Source organism: Salinisphaera sp. SWV1 (assembly GCF_052044155.1).
GTDB lineage: Bacteria > Pseudomonadota > Gammaproteobacteria > Nevskiales > Salinisphaeraceae > Salinisphaera.
The window spans coordinates 28,894-45,333 of sequence record NZ_JBQDYE010000014.1 but is presented as its reverse complement, the minus strand read 5'-3'; the positions used below and the strand labels follow the sequence as shown (position 1 = coordinate 45,333).

At 63.5% G+C, this 16,440-nt stretch carries 19 protein-coding genes; 15 read left to right on the top strand and 4 right to left on the bottom strand.

All coding sequences use genetic code 11. From position 1 onward, the window contains the following. Nucleotides 1–81: 81 nt before the first annotated feature. Genes ACS8YF_RS08845 through ACS8YF_RS08830 form a run of 4 tightly spaced genes read right to left on the bottom strand, consistent with a single transcriptional unit; the run spans nt 82 to nt 2,815 of the window. Complete coding sequence (locus ACS8YF_RS08845) at nt 82–1,308, bottom strand: flagellar hook protein FlgE (RefSeq protein ID WP_440849858.1); 1,227 nt, start codon at nt 1,306–1,308, stop codon at nt 82–84. A 13-nt stretch (nt 1,309–1,321) separates the two neighbouring features. Then, nucleotides 1,322–2,008 carry a flagellar hook assembly protein FlgD gene (locus ACS8YF_RS08840; protein WP_440849857.1) on the bottom strand — a complete coding sequence of 229 codons (687 nt, stop codon included), beginning with the start codon at nt 2,006–2,008 and terminating at the stop codon, nt 1,322–1,324. 15 nt (nt 2,009–2,023) lie between these two features. Next, entirely contained in the window at nt 2,024–2,419 is a 396-nt protein-coding gene (gene flgC / locus ACS8YF_RS08835; RefSeq protein ID WP_440849856.1) for a flagellar basal body rod protein FlgC, read from the bottom strand. A gap of 42 nt (nt 2,420–2,461) precedes the next feature. Further along, a complete protein-coding gene (locus ACS8YF_RS08830; protein ID WP_440849855.1) occupies nt 2,462–2,815 on the bottom strand; it encodes a flagellar basal body rod protein FlgB in 354 nt (117 codons plus the stop codon). Between the two features lie 107 nt (nt 2,816–2,922). Between ACS8YF_RS08830 and ACS8YF_RS08825 the strand changes: the two genes are divergently transcribed. The 15 genes from ACS8YF_RS08825 (at nt 2,923) to ACS8YF_RS08755 (ending at nt 16,440) form a co-directional block, all read left to right on the top strand. Then, a complete protein-coding gene (locus tag ACS8YF_RS08825; protein WP_440849854.1) occupies nt 2,923–3,222 on the top strand; it encodes a flagellar hook-basal body complex protein FliE in 300 nt (99 codons plus the stop codon). A 10-nt stretch (nt 3,223–3,232) separates the two neighbouring features. Beyond that, complete coding sequence (gene fliF / locus ACS8YF_RS08820; protein WP_440849853.1) at nt 3,233–4,921, top strand: flagellar basal-body MS-ring/collar protein FliF; 1,689 nt, start codon at nt 3,233–3,235, stop codon at nt 4,919–4,921. Next, complete coding sequence (gene fliG / locus ACS8YF_RS08815) at nt 4,908–5,891, top strand: flagellar motor switch protein FliG (RefSeq protein WP_440849852.1); 984 nt, start codon at nt 4,908–4,910, stop codon at nt 5,889–5,891. Before fliF ends, fliG begins: the two co-directional genes overlap by 14 nt. Nucleotides 5,892–6,847: 956 nt before the next feature. Then, nucleotides 6,848–7,501, top strand: a complete 654-nt coding sequence (locus ACS8YF_RS08810; RefSeq protein ID WP_440849851.1) for a flagellar hook-length control protein FliK — start codon at nt 6,848–6,850, stop codon at nt 7,499–7,501. Next, nucleotides 7,494–8,513, top strand: a complete 1,020-nt coding sequence (locus ACS8YF_RS08805; RefSeq protein ID WP_440849850.1) for a flagellar motor switch protein FliM — start codon at nt 7,494–7,496, stop codon at nt 8,511–8,513. The genes ACS8YF_RS08810 and ACS8YF_RS08805 overlap by 8 nt, the downstream gene beginning before the upstream one ends. Next, on the top strand, nt 8,506–8,841 hold the full coding sequence (gene fliN, locus ACS8YF_RS08800; RefSeq protein WP_440849849.1) for a flagellar motor switch protein FliN: 336 nt from the start codon (nt 8,506–8,508) through the stop codon (nt 8,839–8,841). The genes ACS8YF_RS08805 and fliN overlap by 8 nt, the downstream gene beginning before the upstream one ends. Continuing rightward, complete coding sequence (locus tag ACS8YF_RS08795; protein WP_440849848.1) at nt 8,838–9,107, top strand: flagellar biosynthetic protein FliQ; 270 nt, start codon at nt 8,838–8,840, stop codon at nt 9,105–9,107. The genes fliN and ACS8YF_RS08795 overlap by 4 nt, the downstream gene beginning before the upstream one ends. Beyond that, a complete protein-coding gene (locus ACS8YF_RS08790; protein WP_440849847.1) occupies nt 9,100–11,217 on the top strand; it encodes a flagellar biosynthesis protein FlhA in 2,118 nt (705 codons plus the stop codon). The genes ACS8YF_RS08795 and ACS8YF_RS08790 overlap by 8 nt, the downstream gene beginning before the upstream one ends. Then, on the top strand, nt 11,210–11,788 hold the full coding sequence (locus tag ACS8YF_RS08785) for a sigma-70 family RNA polymerase sigma factor (protein WP_440849846.1): 579 nt from the start codon (nt 11,210–11,212) through the stop codon (nt 11,786–11,788). The genes ACS8YF_RS08790 and ACS8YF_RS08785 overlap by 8 nt, the downstream gene beginning before the upstream one ends. Next, a complete protein-coding gene (locus tag ACS8YF_RS08780) occupies nt 11,785–12,594 on the top strand; it encodes a flagellar motor protein (RefSeq protein WP_440849845.1) in 810 nt (269 codons plus the stop codon). The genes ACS8YF_RS08785 and ACS8YF_RS08780 overlap by 4 nt, the downstream gene beginning before the upstream one ends. After that, on the top strand, nt 12,572–13,516 hold the full coding sequence (locus tag ACS8YF_RS08775; RefSeq protein WP_440849844.1) for a flagellar motor protein MotB: 945 nt from the start codon (nt 12,572–12,574) through the stop codon (nt 13,514–13,516). Before ACS8YF_RS08780 ends, ACS8YF_RS08775 begins: the two co-directional genes overlap by 23 nt. Before the next feature lie 14 nt (nt 13,517–13,530). Next, a complete protein-coding gene (locus ACS8YF_RS08770; RefSeq protein WP_440849843.1) occupies nt 13,531–13,818 on the top strand; it encodes a hypothetical protein in 288 nt (95 codons plus the stop codon). Between the two features lie 11 nt (nt 13,819–13,829). Further along, the gene (locus tag ACS8YF_RS08765) at nt 13,830–14,648 is read left to right on the top strand and encodes a FliH/SctL family protein (RefSeq protein WP_440849842.1); all 819 of its coding nucleotides are present in this window, start codon (nt 13,830–13,832) and stop codon (nt 14,646–14,648) included. Then, nucleotides 14,606–16,018, top strand: a complete 1,413-nt coding sequence (locus tag ACS8YF_RS08760; RefSeq protein ID WP_440849841.1) for a FliI/YscN family ATPase — start codon at nt 14,606–14,608, stop codon at nt 16,016–16,018. Before ACS8YF_RS08765 ends, ACS8YF_RS08760 begins: the two co-directional genes overlap by 43 nt. A gap of 23 nt (nt 16,019–16,041) precedes the next feature. Further along, nucleotides 16,042–16,440, top strand: coding sequence for a hypothetical protein (locus ACS8YF_RS08755; protein ID WP_440849840.1), 399 nt, complete (start codon nt 16,042–16,044; stop codon nt 16,438–16,440).

Below are 16,440 nucleotides of genomic sequence, written 5' to 3'. Positions count from 1 at the left end.
GGCCCGGGGCGACGGCTGGCGGCTGGTTCCTGGTCGCCGCCTCGGATCGCTTGCAGTCCTGAATCACGACAGCATTAGCCACTAGATTTGCAGCAGACGCTGCGTGTCCTGCTTGTCCGTGCTGATGCTCTTGGTGTTCGCCTGATAGGCCTGCTGGTCGGTGATCAGGCTCACGAGCTTGCTCGACAGGTCCACATTGGACTGCTCGAGCACACCGGACTGCACCTTGCCGGCATTGCCGACACCGGGCGCATTGATATTGGCCGGCCCCGAGGTGGTCGTCGCCAGGAAGGCGTTATTGGACGCCGGGTTCAGCCCCTGCTGGTTGACGAAGTTCGCCACGGCCACCGTGCCGACGGTTTTCGTCTGCCCGTTGGAATACTGGGTCTGAACCTGCCCCTGGTTGTTGATCTTCACGCCCTGGTAAGTCCCGGGCGGAAAGCCGTCATTGGTCGTGCTGTTGACCGCAAACTTCTGAGCGGCGAGTGACGTCCCTTGAAAGTTGAAGTTGATGTTCGAGCTGCCGGCCCCGTTACCCCAGTTGACCGTGAGCGGCGCCGGCGTCGAGCCACCCGTCAGCTGCCCGCTGGAGCTGAACGTCAGACCGCTCCCGAGCTGTGACGCTGATCCGACCGTGCTGCCGTTGGCGTTGACCGGCTGGGCATAGACCTGCCACTTTGCCGGCGTGGTGGCCGTGGCCGTCCCGCCTTGCTTGCGGAAGTACAAATTGACGTTGTTCGCGTTGCCGAGCGAATCGTAGGCCGTGACCGAGGTGGTGGCATTATAGGTGTTCGGGTTCGAAGCCGAGAACGATGAGCCCGACGGGATCGCGCTGTCACCCTGGTTGAGGTTCAGGCTGAGTTTGACCTGGGACGTCGGCGTGGCGGCCTGCGAGGCCCGGCTGACCGTCAAGGGACCGGCCTGACCGCTGGTGTTCGTGCCCTGGAAACCCAGAACCGAATCACCGGAGGCATTGACGATCTGGTTGGTGCTCGGATTGAGCTGAAAGTTACCGTCGCGGGTGTACTGCTGCGTGCCGTGGTGATTGGTCACGAAGTAGCCATTGCCCTGAATGGCCAGATCCAGCGGATTGCTGGTCGTCTGGGTATTGCCCTGCTGGAAGCTGCGTTCGATGTTACCCGTGCTGACCCCGAGGCCCGCGCTGTTCGGCGTAGACGGATAGATGTCGGCGAAACGCTGGGTCCCGGACTTGAAGCCGGTGGTATTGGCATTCGCCAGATCGTTACTGGTGACGTTGAGGCCGGCCTGCGCAGCCTTGATGCCGGAGACGGCGGTATTCAGACTCATCGATGATTCCTCCTTAAAGGATCTGCTGCACGTTGCTCAGGGCGAGCGAATTGGGGCTGCCGGCCAGACTCAGTGAGACGGCGCCGCCGGACGACTGGACACCCGTCACGGTGTACAGCGAGGCTGGCGTGGCGGTCACGGAGCCACCGCCGCTGTTGCTCGCCGCCACCGAGAACTGGTAGGCCTGATTCGGCGAGCCGTTGGCCCACTGAAAGGTGTGGGTGCCAGCCCCCAGGGCGCCGAGGCTGACCTGGCCGACCGTCTTTCCGCTGGCATCCGCGACGTTGACCGCGACATTCTTCGCCGCACTGTTGAGCTTGAATGCGCCCGTGGCGTGACCACTGGCATTGGTCACCAGCGCATCGCCGCTGGTGGTCACCTGCTTGCCGACCAGCGCCGAGGCCTTGGATAGCGCACTCGCGGTCTGGGTCGAGGCCATGCCCTGGGCGGTATTGTTCAGGGTGTTGACCCCGGTGGCGGTCGAGAATGCCGCCATCTCCCCGGCCAATTGTTGCTCCTTAACCGGCTGGGTCGGGTCCTGGTGCTGCAGCTGGGTGGTCAGCAGCTTGAGAAACGACTGCTCGTTGATCTGATTGAATGCCGAAGACGAGGTGCTGGATGATGAGCCGTTGCCAGTCGTCGACTGGGTCGCCGGGGCGATCCCGGTCGTGGCATTCATCGGGGCATTGAGTACGCTCATGGAACGCTCCTGAGGTTACAAGTCACGAATAATGGCCTGATCGATCTGCTCGCCCTGATGGAGCATCGACAAATTGGCCTTATAGCTCTGCGTGGCATCAATCATGTCGCTCATCTGGCGCACTAGCGAGACGTTGGACCCGACCACATAGCCCTGCTTGTTCGCCGCCGGATTACCCGGGTCATAGGTTTTCTTGAGCGGAGCCTGACTCTGAACCACACCTGTGACGTGGACCCCGGCGGCGCCGCTGGCCTCGGGCTGGTCCGCGGCGAATACCGGCAGGCGGGCCCGAAAGGGCGTGCCGTTGGCCGAGGTGGTCGAATCGGCGTTGGCCATATTGCCCGCGATCAGGTTCAGGCGCTGACGCTGGGCCAAGAGTGCACTGCCGGAAATATCGTAGATGCCGGACATGGTCACCTTCCTTTCTGAAACACACACGGGGTGGCGATCCCGCTATCCATTACTGCTGCCCTTGTTGGGGCGCAGCGCCGTAATCATCGATTGCGTACTGCCGTTGAGGAACGTCAGGGACTCACGCATCCGGGTGGCATTGGCCGCCGCTACCAGACTTTCGTGATCCGCCGACACGTCGTTGCCGTCCAGCCCAGTCGGCAGGCCACGCTCATACTGCGCGGCTGGCGGGCTATCGTGCTGCAACCGTGCGGCCAGCGCTTTTTTGAAATCGACGCCCCGCGCCTTGTAGCCCGGTGTATCCGCGTTGGCGATGTTCGAGGCGGTGAGGCGCTGCACCCGAGCACTGGCCTGCAGGGCGGCACCGAAGTAGTTGATCGAGTCGAGTGTCGGCATGGCAGACCGAATGCGAGGTTTGATGAGTAATAGTGTTATGGTCATAATAGACACGTCACGCCATGGTCTGCAAACATGGCATCCAATTCGAGGCGGGAGGGACCCTCATGAGTTATGCCGTTGCGCCGATCCAGGCGCTGCATCAGGCCGGACTTTCGTTGACGTCGCAGAACAAAGCGAGCCAGCCAAGCTTTGCCCAAAGCCTGAATCAGGCGCTCGAAAATGTCAGTCAGGCGCAGCACACTTCCGACGTCAGTAACCGGGCCGTCGTCAGCGGCGCCCCAGGTGCCAGCTTGGAGAAGGCCATGGAAGCCTCCGCCCACGCGCGGGTTGACTGGAACGCCACCGTTGCCGTGCGTAACCACATCGTCAACGCCTATAGCACCATCATGAACATGCCGGTCTAAGGGGGTCCGCGTGGCCGGGTTCGACTGGAAGGCGTTTGTAGCCGCTCAACGCGCGCGGGTGGCCGAATGGCCGAGATGGGTTTGGATGGTCGTCGCAGGCAGTGTGGCCGCAGCGCTCCTCCTAGTGGTCATCCTCGGACGCGGGCCGAGCTACTCACCGCTTTACGATGGCCTGTCGGCGAGCGAAGGCGGCCAGGTCATCGACAAGCTGCAAAAGCTCGGCATTCCCTACAAGCTGAACTCCAGCGGCAGCATCATCAGTGTGCCCGCCCCCGACCTGGCCCGTGCGCGACTCAAGCTTGGCCAGATGGGGGTACCGGAAAGTCAGGGCAGTCAGGCCTATCAGAAACTGACGAAAGGGTCGATGACCACGAGCGCAACCGCCGAGAACGCGCTGTCACGTCGCGCGATCGAAAACCGACTCAGCCAGGCGATCGAGGGGATCAATGGCGTCAGCAACGCCCGGGTCACGCTCGCCCTGCCTAAATCCACACCCTTTCTCAAGAACCAGCCGCATCCCAAGGCGTCTGTCTGGATTCGCGTGGGTGCAGGCGGACTCTCAACCAATCAGGCGCAGGCGATTGGTCAGATGGTGGCCAACTCCGTCCCGGGCCTCGATGCCAAGCGGGTCACCGTCACCGACCAGAACGGCAATGTATTGGCGCCCGTGTCGCACTCCGGGCTCGGCGAGGCCCAGCAACAGATCCAGTTCACATCGCAGGTCGAGCACCGCACCGAGCGTCATATTGAGGCATTGATCCAGCCGTTGCTCGGCACGCAGAACATGCGGGTGTCGGCCGCGGCCTCGATTGACTTCACGCAAGCGACATCGCGCGCTGAACAGTACGGTCCGAAATCCAAGGTAGGGCAACTCAAGCACGAGACCCATAACCAGGTGGGCGACGGCAACAGCCAGCAGGGGGTGCCGGGCGCCCTCTCCAATCAGCCACCGGGCAAAGCCGCCGCGCCGCTCAAGACATCGCAGCAGAACGGTGGCCAGGGCAACGGCCAAGGCAATGGAAACGGAAACGGCAGCAACCAAGGCCAAGGCAGTAGTCAGGCTGGCAGCCAGACAAGCCAGCAGAAGACCGCCCCTCATTCCAGCAGCAACAAGTGGGATGTTCATTATCAAGTCGATCATTCGACAACGGTCTCGCACGCTCCGCCTTGGCACCTCAAGGGGTTGTCTGTATCGGTCGTCCTCAATCAACACGCCATGGGGTCGAACAAGCAGCTGGCGGCGCAGATCAAGCAGATCGTCCAGAGCGCGATTGCTGCACCCAACCTCAAGGTCAACGTGGCCGAAGTGCCGTTCGGGATTGAGAACGCACCCACGCCAGCCACCACCTCGTGGCGTGCCTATGTGAGCAGTTCGGCCCTGATGAAATCGCTCATGGCCCTGCTTGCGGCGTTGCTGATCCTGTTCGGTCTGGCCAAGCCATTGGCGCGCTGGATTCGTGAATCGCTGCCCACGCCGCCGCGACCTGCCTGGACCCAACGACGGACGCGGTCCGGCGTTGATGATGGCGACGGAGAAGTTGTGAGCCCGCAGGTCGATCATCAGCGCCAAGTCGAAAGTGCGCAGGAGCTGGCGCGGACTCGACCGGAGGAAACGGCCGAGTTGCTGCGTCGCTGGATACGGGGCGAAGACAGCAACGGCGAGAACAATAGCGGCGAGGAAGTCAATGACGGGGCTTGAGAAAGCAGCTGTACTCTTGCTGAGTCTCGGCGAGACCACCGCGGCCCAGGTCATGCAGCACATGGATGAGGCCACGCTCAACGGGATCTCGAGCACCATGACCCGCATGCGGCGGCTGGATACGAAGCAGAGCCAGCAAGTGCTGAGAGAATTCACGCGGGGCATGCAGGACAGCACCGGCCGCAATGTTGACAGCTTCCACTATGTCCGCGATGTCCTGGACAGCGCGCTGGGGGAAAGAGAAGCCGCGCGCGTGATGGAATACATCATGCGGGGCGACTCCATGGCCATGACCATGGACATCATGAAGGAAACGACTCCGGCGATGCTTGCCGAGCAGCTGCGCAACGAGCGCCCTCAGGCCATCGCGCTCGTGCTGGCCCATCTGGACCCGGCAGCCGGCGCGGACCTACTGTCGCACCTCGCCCCGGATGTGGCGCAGAACGTGCTCTATCGCTATGCCAAGCTCGATACCATCCAACCGCACATCCTGCGGGATCTCGCCACGATGCTGGGCGAACAACTCTCCGGCGAGCTCGGGGTGCGAGAGTTGTCCGACATCGGCGGTCCCCGCAAGGCGGCAGACCTGTTGAACAACGTCGAAGGCACAACCTCTGAGCGAATGCTCAGCGAGTTTGCGGATAGCGAGCTGGCCGATAGCATTCGCGAGAACATGTTCACGTTCAGCGACCTGGTCACGCTCGATTCGCGCAGCCTCCAGGCGCTGATCCGCGAAATTCCGCACGAAGACCTGGTGCCCGCGCTCAAGGGTGCCGCGCCGGAAGTGGTGGACAAGCTGCTGGAAAACGTCTCCACGCGGGCCGCCGAAGCGCTTCGTGAGGATCTCGACAGTGGCCCGCCCGTGCGTCGCGCCACAGCCGAGGAAGCCAAGAAATCGATTCTTCGCGTCGCCCGGCGTCTGGATGCCGAGGGCACAATTACTATTTCCAGCGACGAGGACCTGCTGTGACAGATCAATCGATCAATACCGCGCTAACCGGAACGCAGCCGGCCGCCGGCCCTGCCGGCACCAACGCTCGGGGCGCGTCGTCCGATGCGAACAGCTGGAATGACGCGATGCAGCAGGCGCAAGCGCGACATAGCGCCCACGCGGCGCCCGACCGCGCGTCGGCCCGGCGGGACAAGTCGTTAGGCCAGGATGCGGTTGGCGCGCGCAGTCCGTCGCCAGCCCCATCGGGCGGACAGGCCACGCCTGCGCACGGTCAAACACAGAACAGGTCATCGTCGCGGGATGCGCAACAAGCTGACGAAAAAGCCCAAGGCCATAAAACAAGCCATGCTCATGGGGGCGGCCATACCTTAGCCCAAGGCCAGGCAAAGTCGGCTGACCGGCACCAGAAGTCGACACCCGCGAATACGGATGCGGCGGCTGCGGTAGTCGTTACGTCGGCGCCAACCCCGCCTGCGGCCAAGTCCTCCATCGCGGATAACGGAACGGCGCACGGCGATACACGCCAGCCACAGGCATCGCATGAGGCCACGGCCGCTGCGGCTGGCGCGCAGGCCCACCAATCGAGCCACACTTCCGGGCATACGAAGCCTCGATCGCCCCAATCGAAGCCAACCCTCGCCGCTGACAGGAAGGCCACCCAGCCGGTCGGTGACGGGACGAAGTTGAAGCGCTCGACGGGGTCGGGCGCCTCGGGTCAAAACGCGGATCGGTCAGCGGTCGCAGCTCCGCCTTCAACCCGGGCGGCGGGCCAACGGATCACGCCCGGTGGGCCTTACATGGCTCATCGGCAAGCCCATCGATCCAGCAAGACCACGCGTCGTACAGCGTCGCCCTCCCCCGTCACGCCCCCGAACAAATCCGGCCGCAGCGGGCCGACCCCAACATCACAAGTCGACCGGACGCTTGCAGCTCGTACGACTGACAAATTTGGCGACAGTCGGCCACACACCGACATGTCCGCCGCCCGAACAGGGCGCAAAGGCGGGAAGGCGTCGGCAAAGTCGAACCCGAATCTCGGCCAAGCCATGAATCACACGATGGCCGCGGCGGACCTCAATCCTTCGTCGGGGATCGCAAACGCGGGGACAAGCGCGTCCGGCGCCAACGGCGCCGCTTCGACTGCGCTGACGCCGCAGTCCGTCGCGCAACTCAATGCACAGATCCATTCGCTGCACCAGGCCGGAGGCGGTTCGACTCAGATCAATCTGCACCCGGCTTCATTGGGCGCGATCCAGATCCAGGTCCAGATGCAGGGCACGCATCAGGCCCAAGTCACGTTCAATGCTGCTCAGACCGCCGCTGCCCAGGCGATTCAGGCCAGTCTGCCGCAACTGGCCAGCGCGATGCAGCAGCACGGTATTCAACTATCGCAGCCGCAAGTCAACACCGGCAGTGATGCAGGCTCTGGACAGACGCCAAACAGCGGGCAACAGCCCGGCCAGAACCCGGCCGGTCAGCAATCTCAAGGGCAGCCGTCACAGGGCCAACAGCAGCATTCACAGCCACGGCAGCCGATGACCGCCCTGGCCGCAGGCGAGGTCGGTCGCCGATCGGCACCGGATCAGACGACCCAACCATCACGACCGGGGGTCCGCGCCTATGCCTGACCATCAGCCACCCCGTAGCCACATCGAAACGGTTGACCTGGTCGCGCCCACGCGCGTCGTGCGCGGTCGCCTGCCCGCCATTGAGGCAATCCAGGATCGTCTGTCGCGCCAACTCCGCGCCGATATGTTTAGAGAACTCCGCTACGGGGTTCAAATTGAGGACGCCAGCACGAATTTCGACGCCCACGATGAGGTGATGCGCACCATGCCGGGCCCGGCCTACGTGGGCATCGTGAGCATGCCGCCGCTACGCGGGTTTTCAGTGATCGCTATCGAAGGCAGCCTGATCGGCGCGGTGGTTGACCGAATGTGCGGTGCGTCCGAACCTGATCCGCAGCCGCATCGACCGGAGTTTTCGCAGCTTGAGATGCGGATAGCGCAGCGGGTTCTTGATGTGGTCCGCAAGTCCGTACAATACGCATGGCAAGGCGTGGCCGATCTATCGATCGATATCGTGCGCACCGAAGTCAATACATCCTTCATTGCAATCGCCGATGGCGACGAGCCCCTGATCACGATGCGGATGACCGCGGCGATGGCGACCGGCAAGGGCCAGATCCTGATCGGTACGCCCTACCCGTCCATCGATCCGATTCGCGACCGGCTGGCGACCACCGCCGCCATGACCGAGACCCCGGAGAATGATAAGCGCCACTGGGAACAGCAGATGCGCCAGGCCGCCAGCGGCGCCCCGGTCACCATTCACGCCGATCTCGCCCACAGCACAATCAGCTCCGCCGAGCTTGCACATCTGAGGCCGGGCCAGATTCTGCCGATACGGATACCGCCGACCACACGGGTCTATAGCGGCACGAACTTGTTGTTCGAAGCCGAATACGGCACTCACAGCGACAACCACGCCCTGCGCGTGAGCCGATTTAACACGCTGCATTTCGACGCGGAGGAACACCAACGCCATGACCGAAAAGGACAAACCCAGCACGCCGGAGAACCCGGAGCCGATGGACAGCAACAAGACGGAAGCCACGCCGGGACAGGACAACATGAGTGATTCGGAGGTTAAACCGGTTACTTTGGGTGATCTGAATGACGAGTCGCGCGCGAGCGGTTCTCGGATGCCCTCGTCGCTGCTCGATCCGATCCGGGTGGATCTGACCGTCGAGCTCGGCCGGACCCGGATGACCTTCAGGGAATTGCAGATGCTGACCCAGGGCACGATCGTCGAGCTGGACCACCTGGTCGGGGACCCACTCGAGATTCGCGCCAACGGCCACTTGGTGGCGCGTGGCGAAGTGGTCGCAATCAAGCAGGAGCACTACGGCGTGCGGATCACCGAGGTCGTCCAGCCCGGTCAGGCGGCCGAGGCCGGCGAGGCGTGAACACCTGGACTCAGGTGGCCAACGGCGCGTGGGTGGCCCTCGGCTGGCTGGCCGGGCCGCCGCTGGCCCTTGCCTTCGGCCTTGGCCTGGTGTTCGCCATCACGCAAGCCGTGACCTCGATTCAGGAAAGCTCGCTGAGTTTCGCGCCGAAGCTGATCGGCCTGATCGCCCTGCTCGCCCTGGCGGGCAGCAGCATTTTCGAGGCAGTCACGCGTTACGCCACCACCCTGTATAGCTCGATCCCGGTGCTGATCGCCCATGGCTGATACCGCCGCAACGCCAACATTGCGTCGCCGACAGCTACCGGCGGCGTTGCTCGTGGGCCCCCTGGCGATCCTGCTGGTGATCGCCATGATCGTGGTGCCGCTGCCCGCCTTCATGCTGTCGTTCCTGTTCGCGCTCAATATCGCGGCGGGCCTGCTGATTCTGGCGACGAGTCTATACATTCTCGCGCCGACGGACCTGACGGCTTTCCCGTCTCTGCTGCTGGTCACCACGCTAGCGCGGCTCGCACTGAACGTGGCCACCTCGCGCGTAATCCTGCTGCACGGCTACCAAGGGCCGACCGCCGCTGGCGCCGTAATCGAGTCATTCGGCGAGTTTGTGGTCGGCGGCAACTACGTCGTCGGCTTCATCATCTTCATCATCCTGATTGTGATCAATTTCGTGGTGGTCACGAAGGGCGCCGGCCGCGTCGCCGAGGTGAGTGCGCGGTTCGTGCTCGACTCCCTGCCCGGCAAGCAGATGGCCATCGATGCCGATCTGAATGCCGGCATGCTCGATCCGAAGCAGGCCGAGAAGCGACGCGACCAGGTGCGCAAGGAAGCCGATTTCTTCGGCGCGATGGACGGGGCGTCCAAATTCATTCGCGGGGACGTGATCGCGGCCATGATCATTCTCGCGATCAATCTCATCGGTGGCCTGGCCGTCGGCATGCTCCAGCACGGCCTGCCCCTGTCCGCGGCGGCGCGGACCTACACGCTGCTCACCATCGGAGACGGCCTCGCAGCCCAGATCCCGTCCCTGACCATCTCCATCGCCGCCGGTCTGGTCGTCACCCGGGTGGCCTCCGGGCAGGACGTCGGCGCCCAGGTTGCGGCCCAGATCGGCCGATTCCCGCAAGCGCTTGCGGCAGCCGCCGGCCTGATGACCATTCTTGGCCTCGTGCCCGGCATGGCCCACTGGCCTTTCCTCGTTCTAGCGCTGGCGCTCGGGGCGTCGGCCTGGCTGACCTACCGTCGCCGGGCAGCCGAGGGCCAGACCTCCGATGATTCGGGCGACGAGAGCGCCGACGCGGCCGGAGCGCAAGCCAGCGCCGAGACGCAACAGCCGTTGTCCAACCGGGATGTGAGCGGTGTTGACCCCCTGGGTCTGGAAATCGGATTCGCGCTGGTGCCACTGATCGAACACTCGGGTCAGCGTTTTCTGGATCGAATGCGCACGGTCCGCGAGCGCTACGGCCAACAGATGGGCTTCATTGTGCCGCCCGTCTATATCCGCGATAGCGACCAGCTTTCGCCGAACGAGTACCGGTTCACGATTCGCGGGGCATCGGTCGGCAATGCCGAACTCATGCCGGAAATGTGGCTGGCGATCACCGGCCCGTCTGTGAGCGAGCCGCTGACGGTCGGGCGCGAGACGGTCGAACCGGCGTACGGAAGCCAGGCCTATTGGATCGATCACGACGACATTGATACGGCCGAGGCTTACGGCTATACCGTCGTCGATCCGCAGAGCGCAATGGCGACCCACCTGGATCAGGTGCTGAAACGATACGGCCATGAGTTGCTGGGCCGACCCCAGGTCGAGGCCCTGATGAATGGGCTCGCGGACAACGCGCCCCGGCTCGCTGAAGAAATTCAGCGTCACCTCAGCACCGGAACGATTCGCCAGGTGTTGCAGGACTTGCTAGCCGAGCGGCTTCCCATCCGCGATCTGGAAACAATCTGTGAGACGGCGCTGGAAGCCGCCGTGGCCGGAGAGCGCAATCCGGCCACAATCAGCGAACAAGCACGCGTTCAAATGGGGCGGTTCATCGTCGACTGGCTTAGCCAAGGGGCCAACACGCTCCAGGTTGCAGTGCTCGATCCGGACCTCGAGGAACTGATCGGGCGGGGGATTGCCACCGCCCGGGATAACGGCATGCCGGATGCACTTGAGCCGAATGCGGCCCATGAACTCCGCGCAGCAGCACAACAGGCGCTTGATCGGTTCCAGGACGCCGGGCTACCGCCGATTCTGGCCGTACAGTCGGTGATGCGTCGCCCGGTTGCGCGCACGGCCTCTCCATTGTCGGTCATCGCCCTCGAGGAAATCCCGCAGGACAAACCTGTCCAGGTCTTGTTCAGAGTGCCGGACAGGTCGGACGATGAATAACGCGAACGCGTGCCCCAGTCAGCCGCAGCCCCCCACGACCGAAGAGGCGGTGCGGAACTATGCGTTGTGGATAAAGCGCACCGCGCTTTATATGCGCAGTACCATGCCGTGGGCGGATCTGGAAGAATTGATCCAATGGGGAACCGTCGGGCTTCTGGAGGCACTGGAACGGTTCGACCCCAGCCGGGGCAAGCCATTCGAGGCCTTCGCGAATCGCCGTATACGGGGCGCGATGATCGACAGTCTGCGCCGCGAAGGCCGGGAGGCGAGCCGCGTTGCCACGCCCCATGCCGCCGAGCAGACGATCGGGCGATCCGCAGCATTCGATGATCCGGCCGATCGGGTCATCGCGGAAAGCGAGCGCACCCAACTGACGGAATACATTGCGCAATTACCACAGCGACAGCAGACCATCCTTCACCTGTTCTATATCGAAGAACACAACAACCGGGAAATCGCGCAAGCCTTGGAAGTCAGCGAAGCCTACATATCGAAAACGCGCCGCCAGGCGATTGAGCGCATCGCCGAATTGATGCGGAATGACAACCCCAACGCCGGAGGACAATCGTGAAACTATCGTCGCTTGTTGCCGTGGTGGGCGCTATCGCTGTGGTGCTGTACACCAACTTCAGCGAAGGCGACCCGCTGGGGGCACTGATCAATACCGAGGCGGCAGTGATCGTGCTCGGGGGCTCGTTCATGGCCATTCTTGGCCAGTTCCATCTCAAGGGCGTGATCCATGGACTCAAAGGCCTGAAATGGCTAGTAAAACCCCCGACCCATGATCCCGCCAGCTTGGTCGACCAGTTCGTCGACTGGTCACGAATAGTCCGGAAACAGGGGCTGCTCAGTCTCGAGGACAGTCTTGAGGAGATCGATGACTCATTTCTGCATGACGGCCTGCAGATGGTCGTGGACGGCCTGGAGGTTGACACGGTCCGACAGCTGATGAATACCCGTATCGAGACCGATGAGATCGAGGCCAATGAGCCGGCGGAGATCTGGGATGCCGTAGGCGGTTATGCCCCGACTCTGGGGGTTCTCGGCGCCGTCATGGGCCTGATCCACGTCATGCTCCATCTGCACGGGGCCGGCAACGCGATCGGCCAGGGGATCGCGGCGGCCTTCGTGGCAACCCTCTACGGCGTGGGTGCGGCCAACCTCATCTTTATCCCCATCGGCAAACGGCTCGAGCGTTTCGTCGAGGAACAGGCGCGGTACCGGGAGATGGTCGTCGCCGGGCTTACGCTGCTCGCCGAGGGCACGAATTCCACGACCCTGCGCTCGCAACTCGGGGGCTATATCGACGCGCGCACTCAGAAGGCGGCAGACAAGAAAAAAGCCAAACAAGAGGATGAAGATGGCGAGGCGGCGTAAGGCCAAGAAGCAGGACGACGAACGATGGATGGTCAGTTATGCCGATCTGCTGACGCTGATGCTCGCCTTTTTCATCGTCTTGTACAGCCAGTCGATCAACGACGTGTCGCGGCTCAAGGAGATCGAGGCGGGCATGATTTCCGCGTTTCACGGTACGCCTCATGTGATCAAGCAACAGACACCGGGCAACAGCGGCATCCTCAAACATCACCGGTCGCCGATTCCGGTCCCCGATCCGGCGCCGCCGAGTTCTCTGTTGAGAGAGCAGCATGTCCGGTTGCGGATGAAAAAAATCAGCCAGGCTGAAAAGCAACTGCGCAACGTACTGGCGCCGATGATTGCCAACCATGAAGTGAACCTGTCGCGCCAACCCTTAAGCCTGCGGATTCGGCTGGATGCCAAGATTCTCTATCCGAGCGGTCAAGCGAAGCTGACATCCCGAGCCAAGACGCTACTTACAACGATCAGTGGCGTGTTGCAGAATCTGCCGCCCGATTTTCCGATTGTGATCCAGGGCTATACCAACAAGAAGCCAATACATACCGCGGCGTTCCCGTCCAACTGGGAATTGTCGACCATGCGTGCCGTGAGCGTAGTGCATCTGTTCCGCAAAAACGGAATGCCCGGCCAGCAACTGTCGGCCCAGGGGTTTTCTAAGTTTCATCCGGTGGATACGTCCGATACGCCCAAGGCCCTGCGCGTGAACCGTCGCGTGGCCATCCTGATCCAGGCGCCGCAAGTCGGCGAGGCGGAACCTCACCTCAGCGTGAAGCAGGCCATGCAGGTGGTGCCGGGTGGCCGCCAGAAAGCAGAGCCGCAAGCGAACGGCGGCCGCGAGGCCCCGACCTCGAATAGTGGGCCCGCCGACACAACAGCGGCGAGCGACAAGGCAGCACACAACGGCGCACCGAAAAACGGTTGACACGGGAAAAGACCATGGCAGAAGACGACGAGAAGGCCCGAGCCGATGACAAGAGCAAGGGCAAGGGCAAGAGCAAGAGCAAGAACAGCGCGGCCTACCGTCCGATGCGCACGACCCTCACCGCGCTCGGCGTCGGCGCGGGCTGGGCCGCGCTGCACATGCCATCAATTCATGGCCTGAGCCCGTCGCTCGTGACCTGGTTGATCAATGCCCTGATTGCCGCCCTGGCCGCCAAGGCGGCGCTGGAACTGCTGAGTGCGGCCGTCGGGTGGTGTGTGCGCTCAGTCGTGGGTCTGTTCTAGGGGCGCGTGACATGGCGGATCGTAATATCAAGCCGGTTGAGCGCGTCGCCCGGAATGTGCCCCTGAAAATCGGCGGGGACCGCCGCCCGTCGGTCAACCTGGACTCGTCGGAGCATGAGGTCACCGAGCACACCCCGGACCCGGCGCCGAGCGATCGCATGGCCCGGCAACGCCCCACGCCAGATCCGCACACCTATGCCCCGGTGGAGCCGCGGATAGCGACTGAACACCGGCCTGCAGAGGCACCGGCGGCTGACCCAAGCGCCGAGGCGATCGAGGCCGGTCGCCGCGAAGGTCACGAGCAAGGCCGTACCGTAGGCTATGCGGCGGGTTACGAGGAAGGTCTTGCGGCGGGACGCGCCGACGGCCGTGCCGAACGCGAGGCCGAGCAGGCGCAACTGCGCGCTATCCTGGAGGCACTTCACCATCCACTCGACACGCTGCGTGCTGAAATCGCGGATAGCATCAGCGAGGGTGCGCTGCGCCTGGCGCAGCGGCTCGTCGGAGAGGCCCTGACGATCGACCCGACACTGATGCGTGACACTCTGAACAATATCCTGGGTGAAGCCGCCGCCCACAACGGCCCGGGCGCCCGGTTGCAGCTCCGGGTCGCGCCCGACGACCGCGAGGTGACCGAGCGCCTGATCAACAACCGGCGTGCAAGCGATTTGCCGGTGGACCTCATCAACGATGACAAGCTGGCGCACGGCGACGTCCAGGCAACACTCGTACACGACAACGGCGACCCGGCCAATCAGGTCGAATGGGACGCCCGGCTGGAGACTCGATGGCAGACGATCAAACAGGCCCTGTCGAACCCGCAATCCTAGACGCGTATCGCCAGGGGTTGCGCGCGGATGCAGCAGAACGCTTCAATGCGGTGTCCGGTGTCCGCACGATTGCCCGGCTCGGCCGCGTCATCCGCGCCAGCGGCGAGATTGTCTCGGTCTCGGGCCTACCGGCGCCGACCGGCGCGCGGTGTCTCATCGAAGGCGCGGACGGCAGTTGGCTACCCGCCGAGGTGGTTGGCTTTGATGCCGAGGCACTCAAGCTCATGCCGGAGAACGGGACCCAGGGCATTACTCGGGGTGCCCGGGTTCGTCAGGAAGAAGCCACCAAGCGGCCGGTTGTCGGCTGGGGTTTGCTCGGCCGGATCATCGACGGCGAAGGCGAGCCGCTTGATGGTGGACCACCGCCCGACGATACCGATCACTGGCCGCTGCGGGGCCAGCCGATCAATCCCATGGATCGCGAGCCGATCGAGGACGTCTTTGATTGCGGTGTGCGCATCGTCAATGCCATGACCACACTCGGGACCGGCATGCGTATGGGGCTGTTCGCCGGCAGTGGCGTCGGCAAGTCGACGCTGCTCGGCATGATGGCCCGTCATTGCTCCGCCGACATCGTGGTCGTGGCCATGATCGGTGAGCGCGGGCGAGAAGTCCGGGAATTCATCGACAAAACGCTCGGTGCGGATGCTCTCGGTCGGGCCGTGGTGGTGGCCGCCCCCGCGGATTGCTCGGCGTTGTCACGTATTCACGCGGCCCACCGGGCGAGCGCGATCGCCGAGTTCTTCCGCGCGCAGGGCCAACACGTGCTGCTGCTGATGGATTCACTAACGCGACTGGCCATGGCCGGCCGCGAAGTGGGCCTGGCGATCGGCGAGCCGCAGGCCATGCGCGGCTACCCACCTTCAACATTTTCCCTGATCGCTTCCTATCTCGAGCGTGCCGGTCAGGGCCGTCGAGGCGAAGGCTCGATCACCGGCATCTACACCGTGCTCGTCGAAGGCGATGATCACGTTGCCGACCCGGTCGCCGACACCGCCCGCGCCACACTCGACGGCCATATCGTGCTCAACCGGAGTATCGCCGAGTCCGGCCTGTATCCGCCGATTGATATCGAGGCCTCGCTGTCGCGGGTGATGAATGACGTCGCCAGTCCCGAACATCGGCAGGCGGCCCAGCGCGTGCGTTCCCTATGGTCGCGACTGCAGGCCAAGCGCGACCTGATTGATATCGGAGCTTACCAACCGGGCGCCGACCCATTACTTGACGAGGCGATGGACAAACGCACCGCCATGGAACATCTGCTGATCCAGAATCTGACCGAAGGCTGCGACCTGGCCGCGAGCGTGGCCGCCCTGCGGGCGATCATCGAGGCGCCCGGCCAAGCCCACACCGCGTCGATGGAGACGTAATGAAACCCGACCGACTAGCGCTGATGACCCGACTGGCCCGCCTGCGCGACGAAGAAGCCGGACGGACGGTGCAGCAATGGCGCGCGGCGCTCGATACCTCGCAACGGCAGGCCGACATGTTACGGCAGTACCGGCGCAATCTGAGCGCCGCGCAACTGACCGGGCGACAAGCCGAGGGGCGCACGCTCCATACCTTTGCCGAGTTTGCGGCCGTCGCGGAGCGAGCCCATCGCCAAGCTTACGAAACGGTCAAGAACACGCAGCAGCAATACGAGCAGGCCTTGCAGGACTGGTACGATAAACGCCGAAAAACACAGGTGCTCACGGACAAGCAGGCACGCGAAGAAAAACAGCGTCAGCGCGAGCAGCGCGACCGCGAAGATCGGGCCAGCCAAGAGGCCGACGCCGCTAACCGGCGTTGA

Coding starts and splice junctions, on each gene's coding strand:
- ACS8YF_RS08830 (WP_440849855.1), bottom strand. CDS start 2,815: ATGCCGACACTCGACTCGATCAACTACTTCGGTGCCGCCCTGCAGGCC.
- ACS8YF_RS08845 (WP_440849858.1), bottom strand. CDS start 1,308: ATGAGTCTGAATACCGCCGTCTCCGGCATCAAGGCTGCGCAGGCCGGC.
- ACS8YF_RS08785 (WP_440849846.1), top strand. CDS start 11,210: ATGAATAACGCGAACGCGTGCCCCAGTCAGCCGCAGCCCCCCACGACC.
- ACS8YF_RS08810 (WP_440849851.1), top strand. CDS start 6,848: ATGTCCGCCGCCCGAACAGGGCGCAAAGGCGGGAAGGCGTCGGCAAAG.
- ACS8YF_RS08790 (WP_440849847.1), top strand. CDS start 9,100: ATGGCTGATACCGCCGCAACGCCAACATTGCGTCGCCGACAGCTACCG.
- flgC (WP_440849856.1), bottom strand. CDS start 2,419: ATGTCCGGCATCTACGATATTTCCGGCAGTGCACTCTTGGCCCAGCGT.
- fliN (WP_440849849.1), top strand. CDS start 8,506: ATGAGTGATTCGGAGGTTAAACCGGTTACTTTGGGTGATCTGAATGAC.
- ACS8YF_RS08770 (WP_440849843.1), top strand. CDS start 13,531: ATGGCAGAAGACGACGAGAAGGCCCGAGCCGATGACAAGAGCAAGGGC.
- ACS8YF_RS08760 (WP_440849841.1), top strand. CDS start 14,606: ATGGCAGACGATCAAACAGGCCCTGTCGAACCCGCAATCCTAGACGCG.
- ACS8YF_RS08840 (WP_440849857.1), bottom strand. CDS start 2,008: ATGAGCGTACTCAATGCCCCGATGAATGCCACGACCGGGATCGCCCCG.
- ACS8YF_RS08805 (WP_440849850.1), top strand. CDS start 7,494: ATGCCTGACCATCAGCCACCCCGTAGCCACATCGAAACGGTTGACCTG.
- fliG (WP_440849852.1), top strand. CDS start 4,908: ATGACGGGGCTTGAGAAAGCAGCTGTACTCTTGCTGAGTCTCGGCGAG.
- ACS8YF_RS08755 (WP_440849840.1), top strand. CDS start 16,042: ATGACCCGACTGGCCCGCCTGCGCGACGAAGAAGCCGGACGGACGGTG.
- ACS8YF_RS08775 (WP_440849844.1), top strand. CDS start 12,572: ATGAAGATGGCGAGGCGGCGTAAGGCCAAGAAGCAGGACGACGAACGA.
- ACS8YF_RS08765 (WP_440849842.1), top strand. CDS start 13,830: ATGGCGGATCGTAATATCAAGCCGGTTGAGCGCGTCGCCCGGAATGTG.
- ACS8YF_RS08825 (WP_440849854.1), top strand. CDS start 2,923: ATGAGTTATGCCGTTGCGCCGATCCAGGCGCTGCATCAGGCCGGACTT.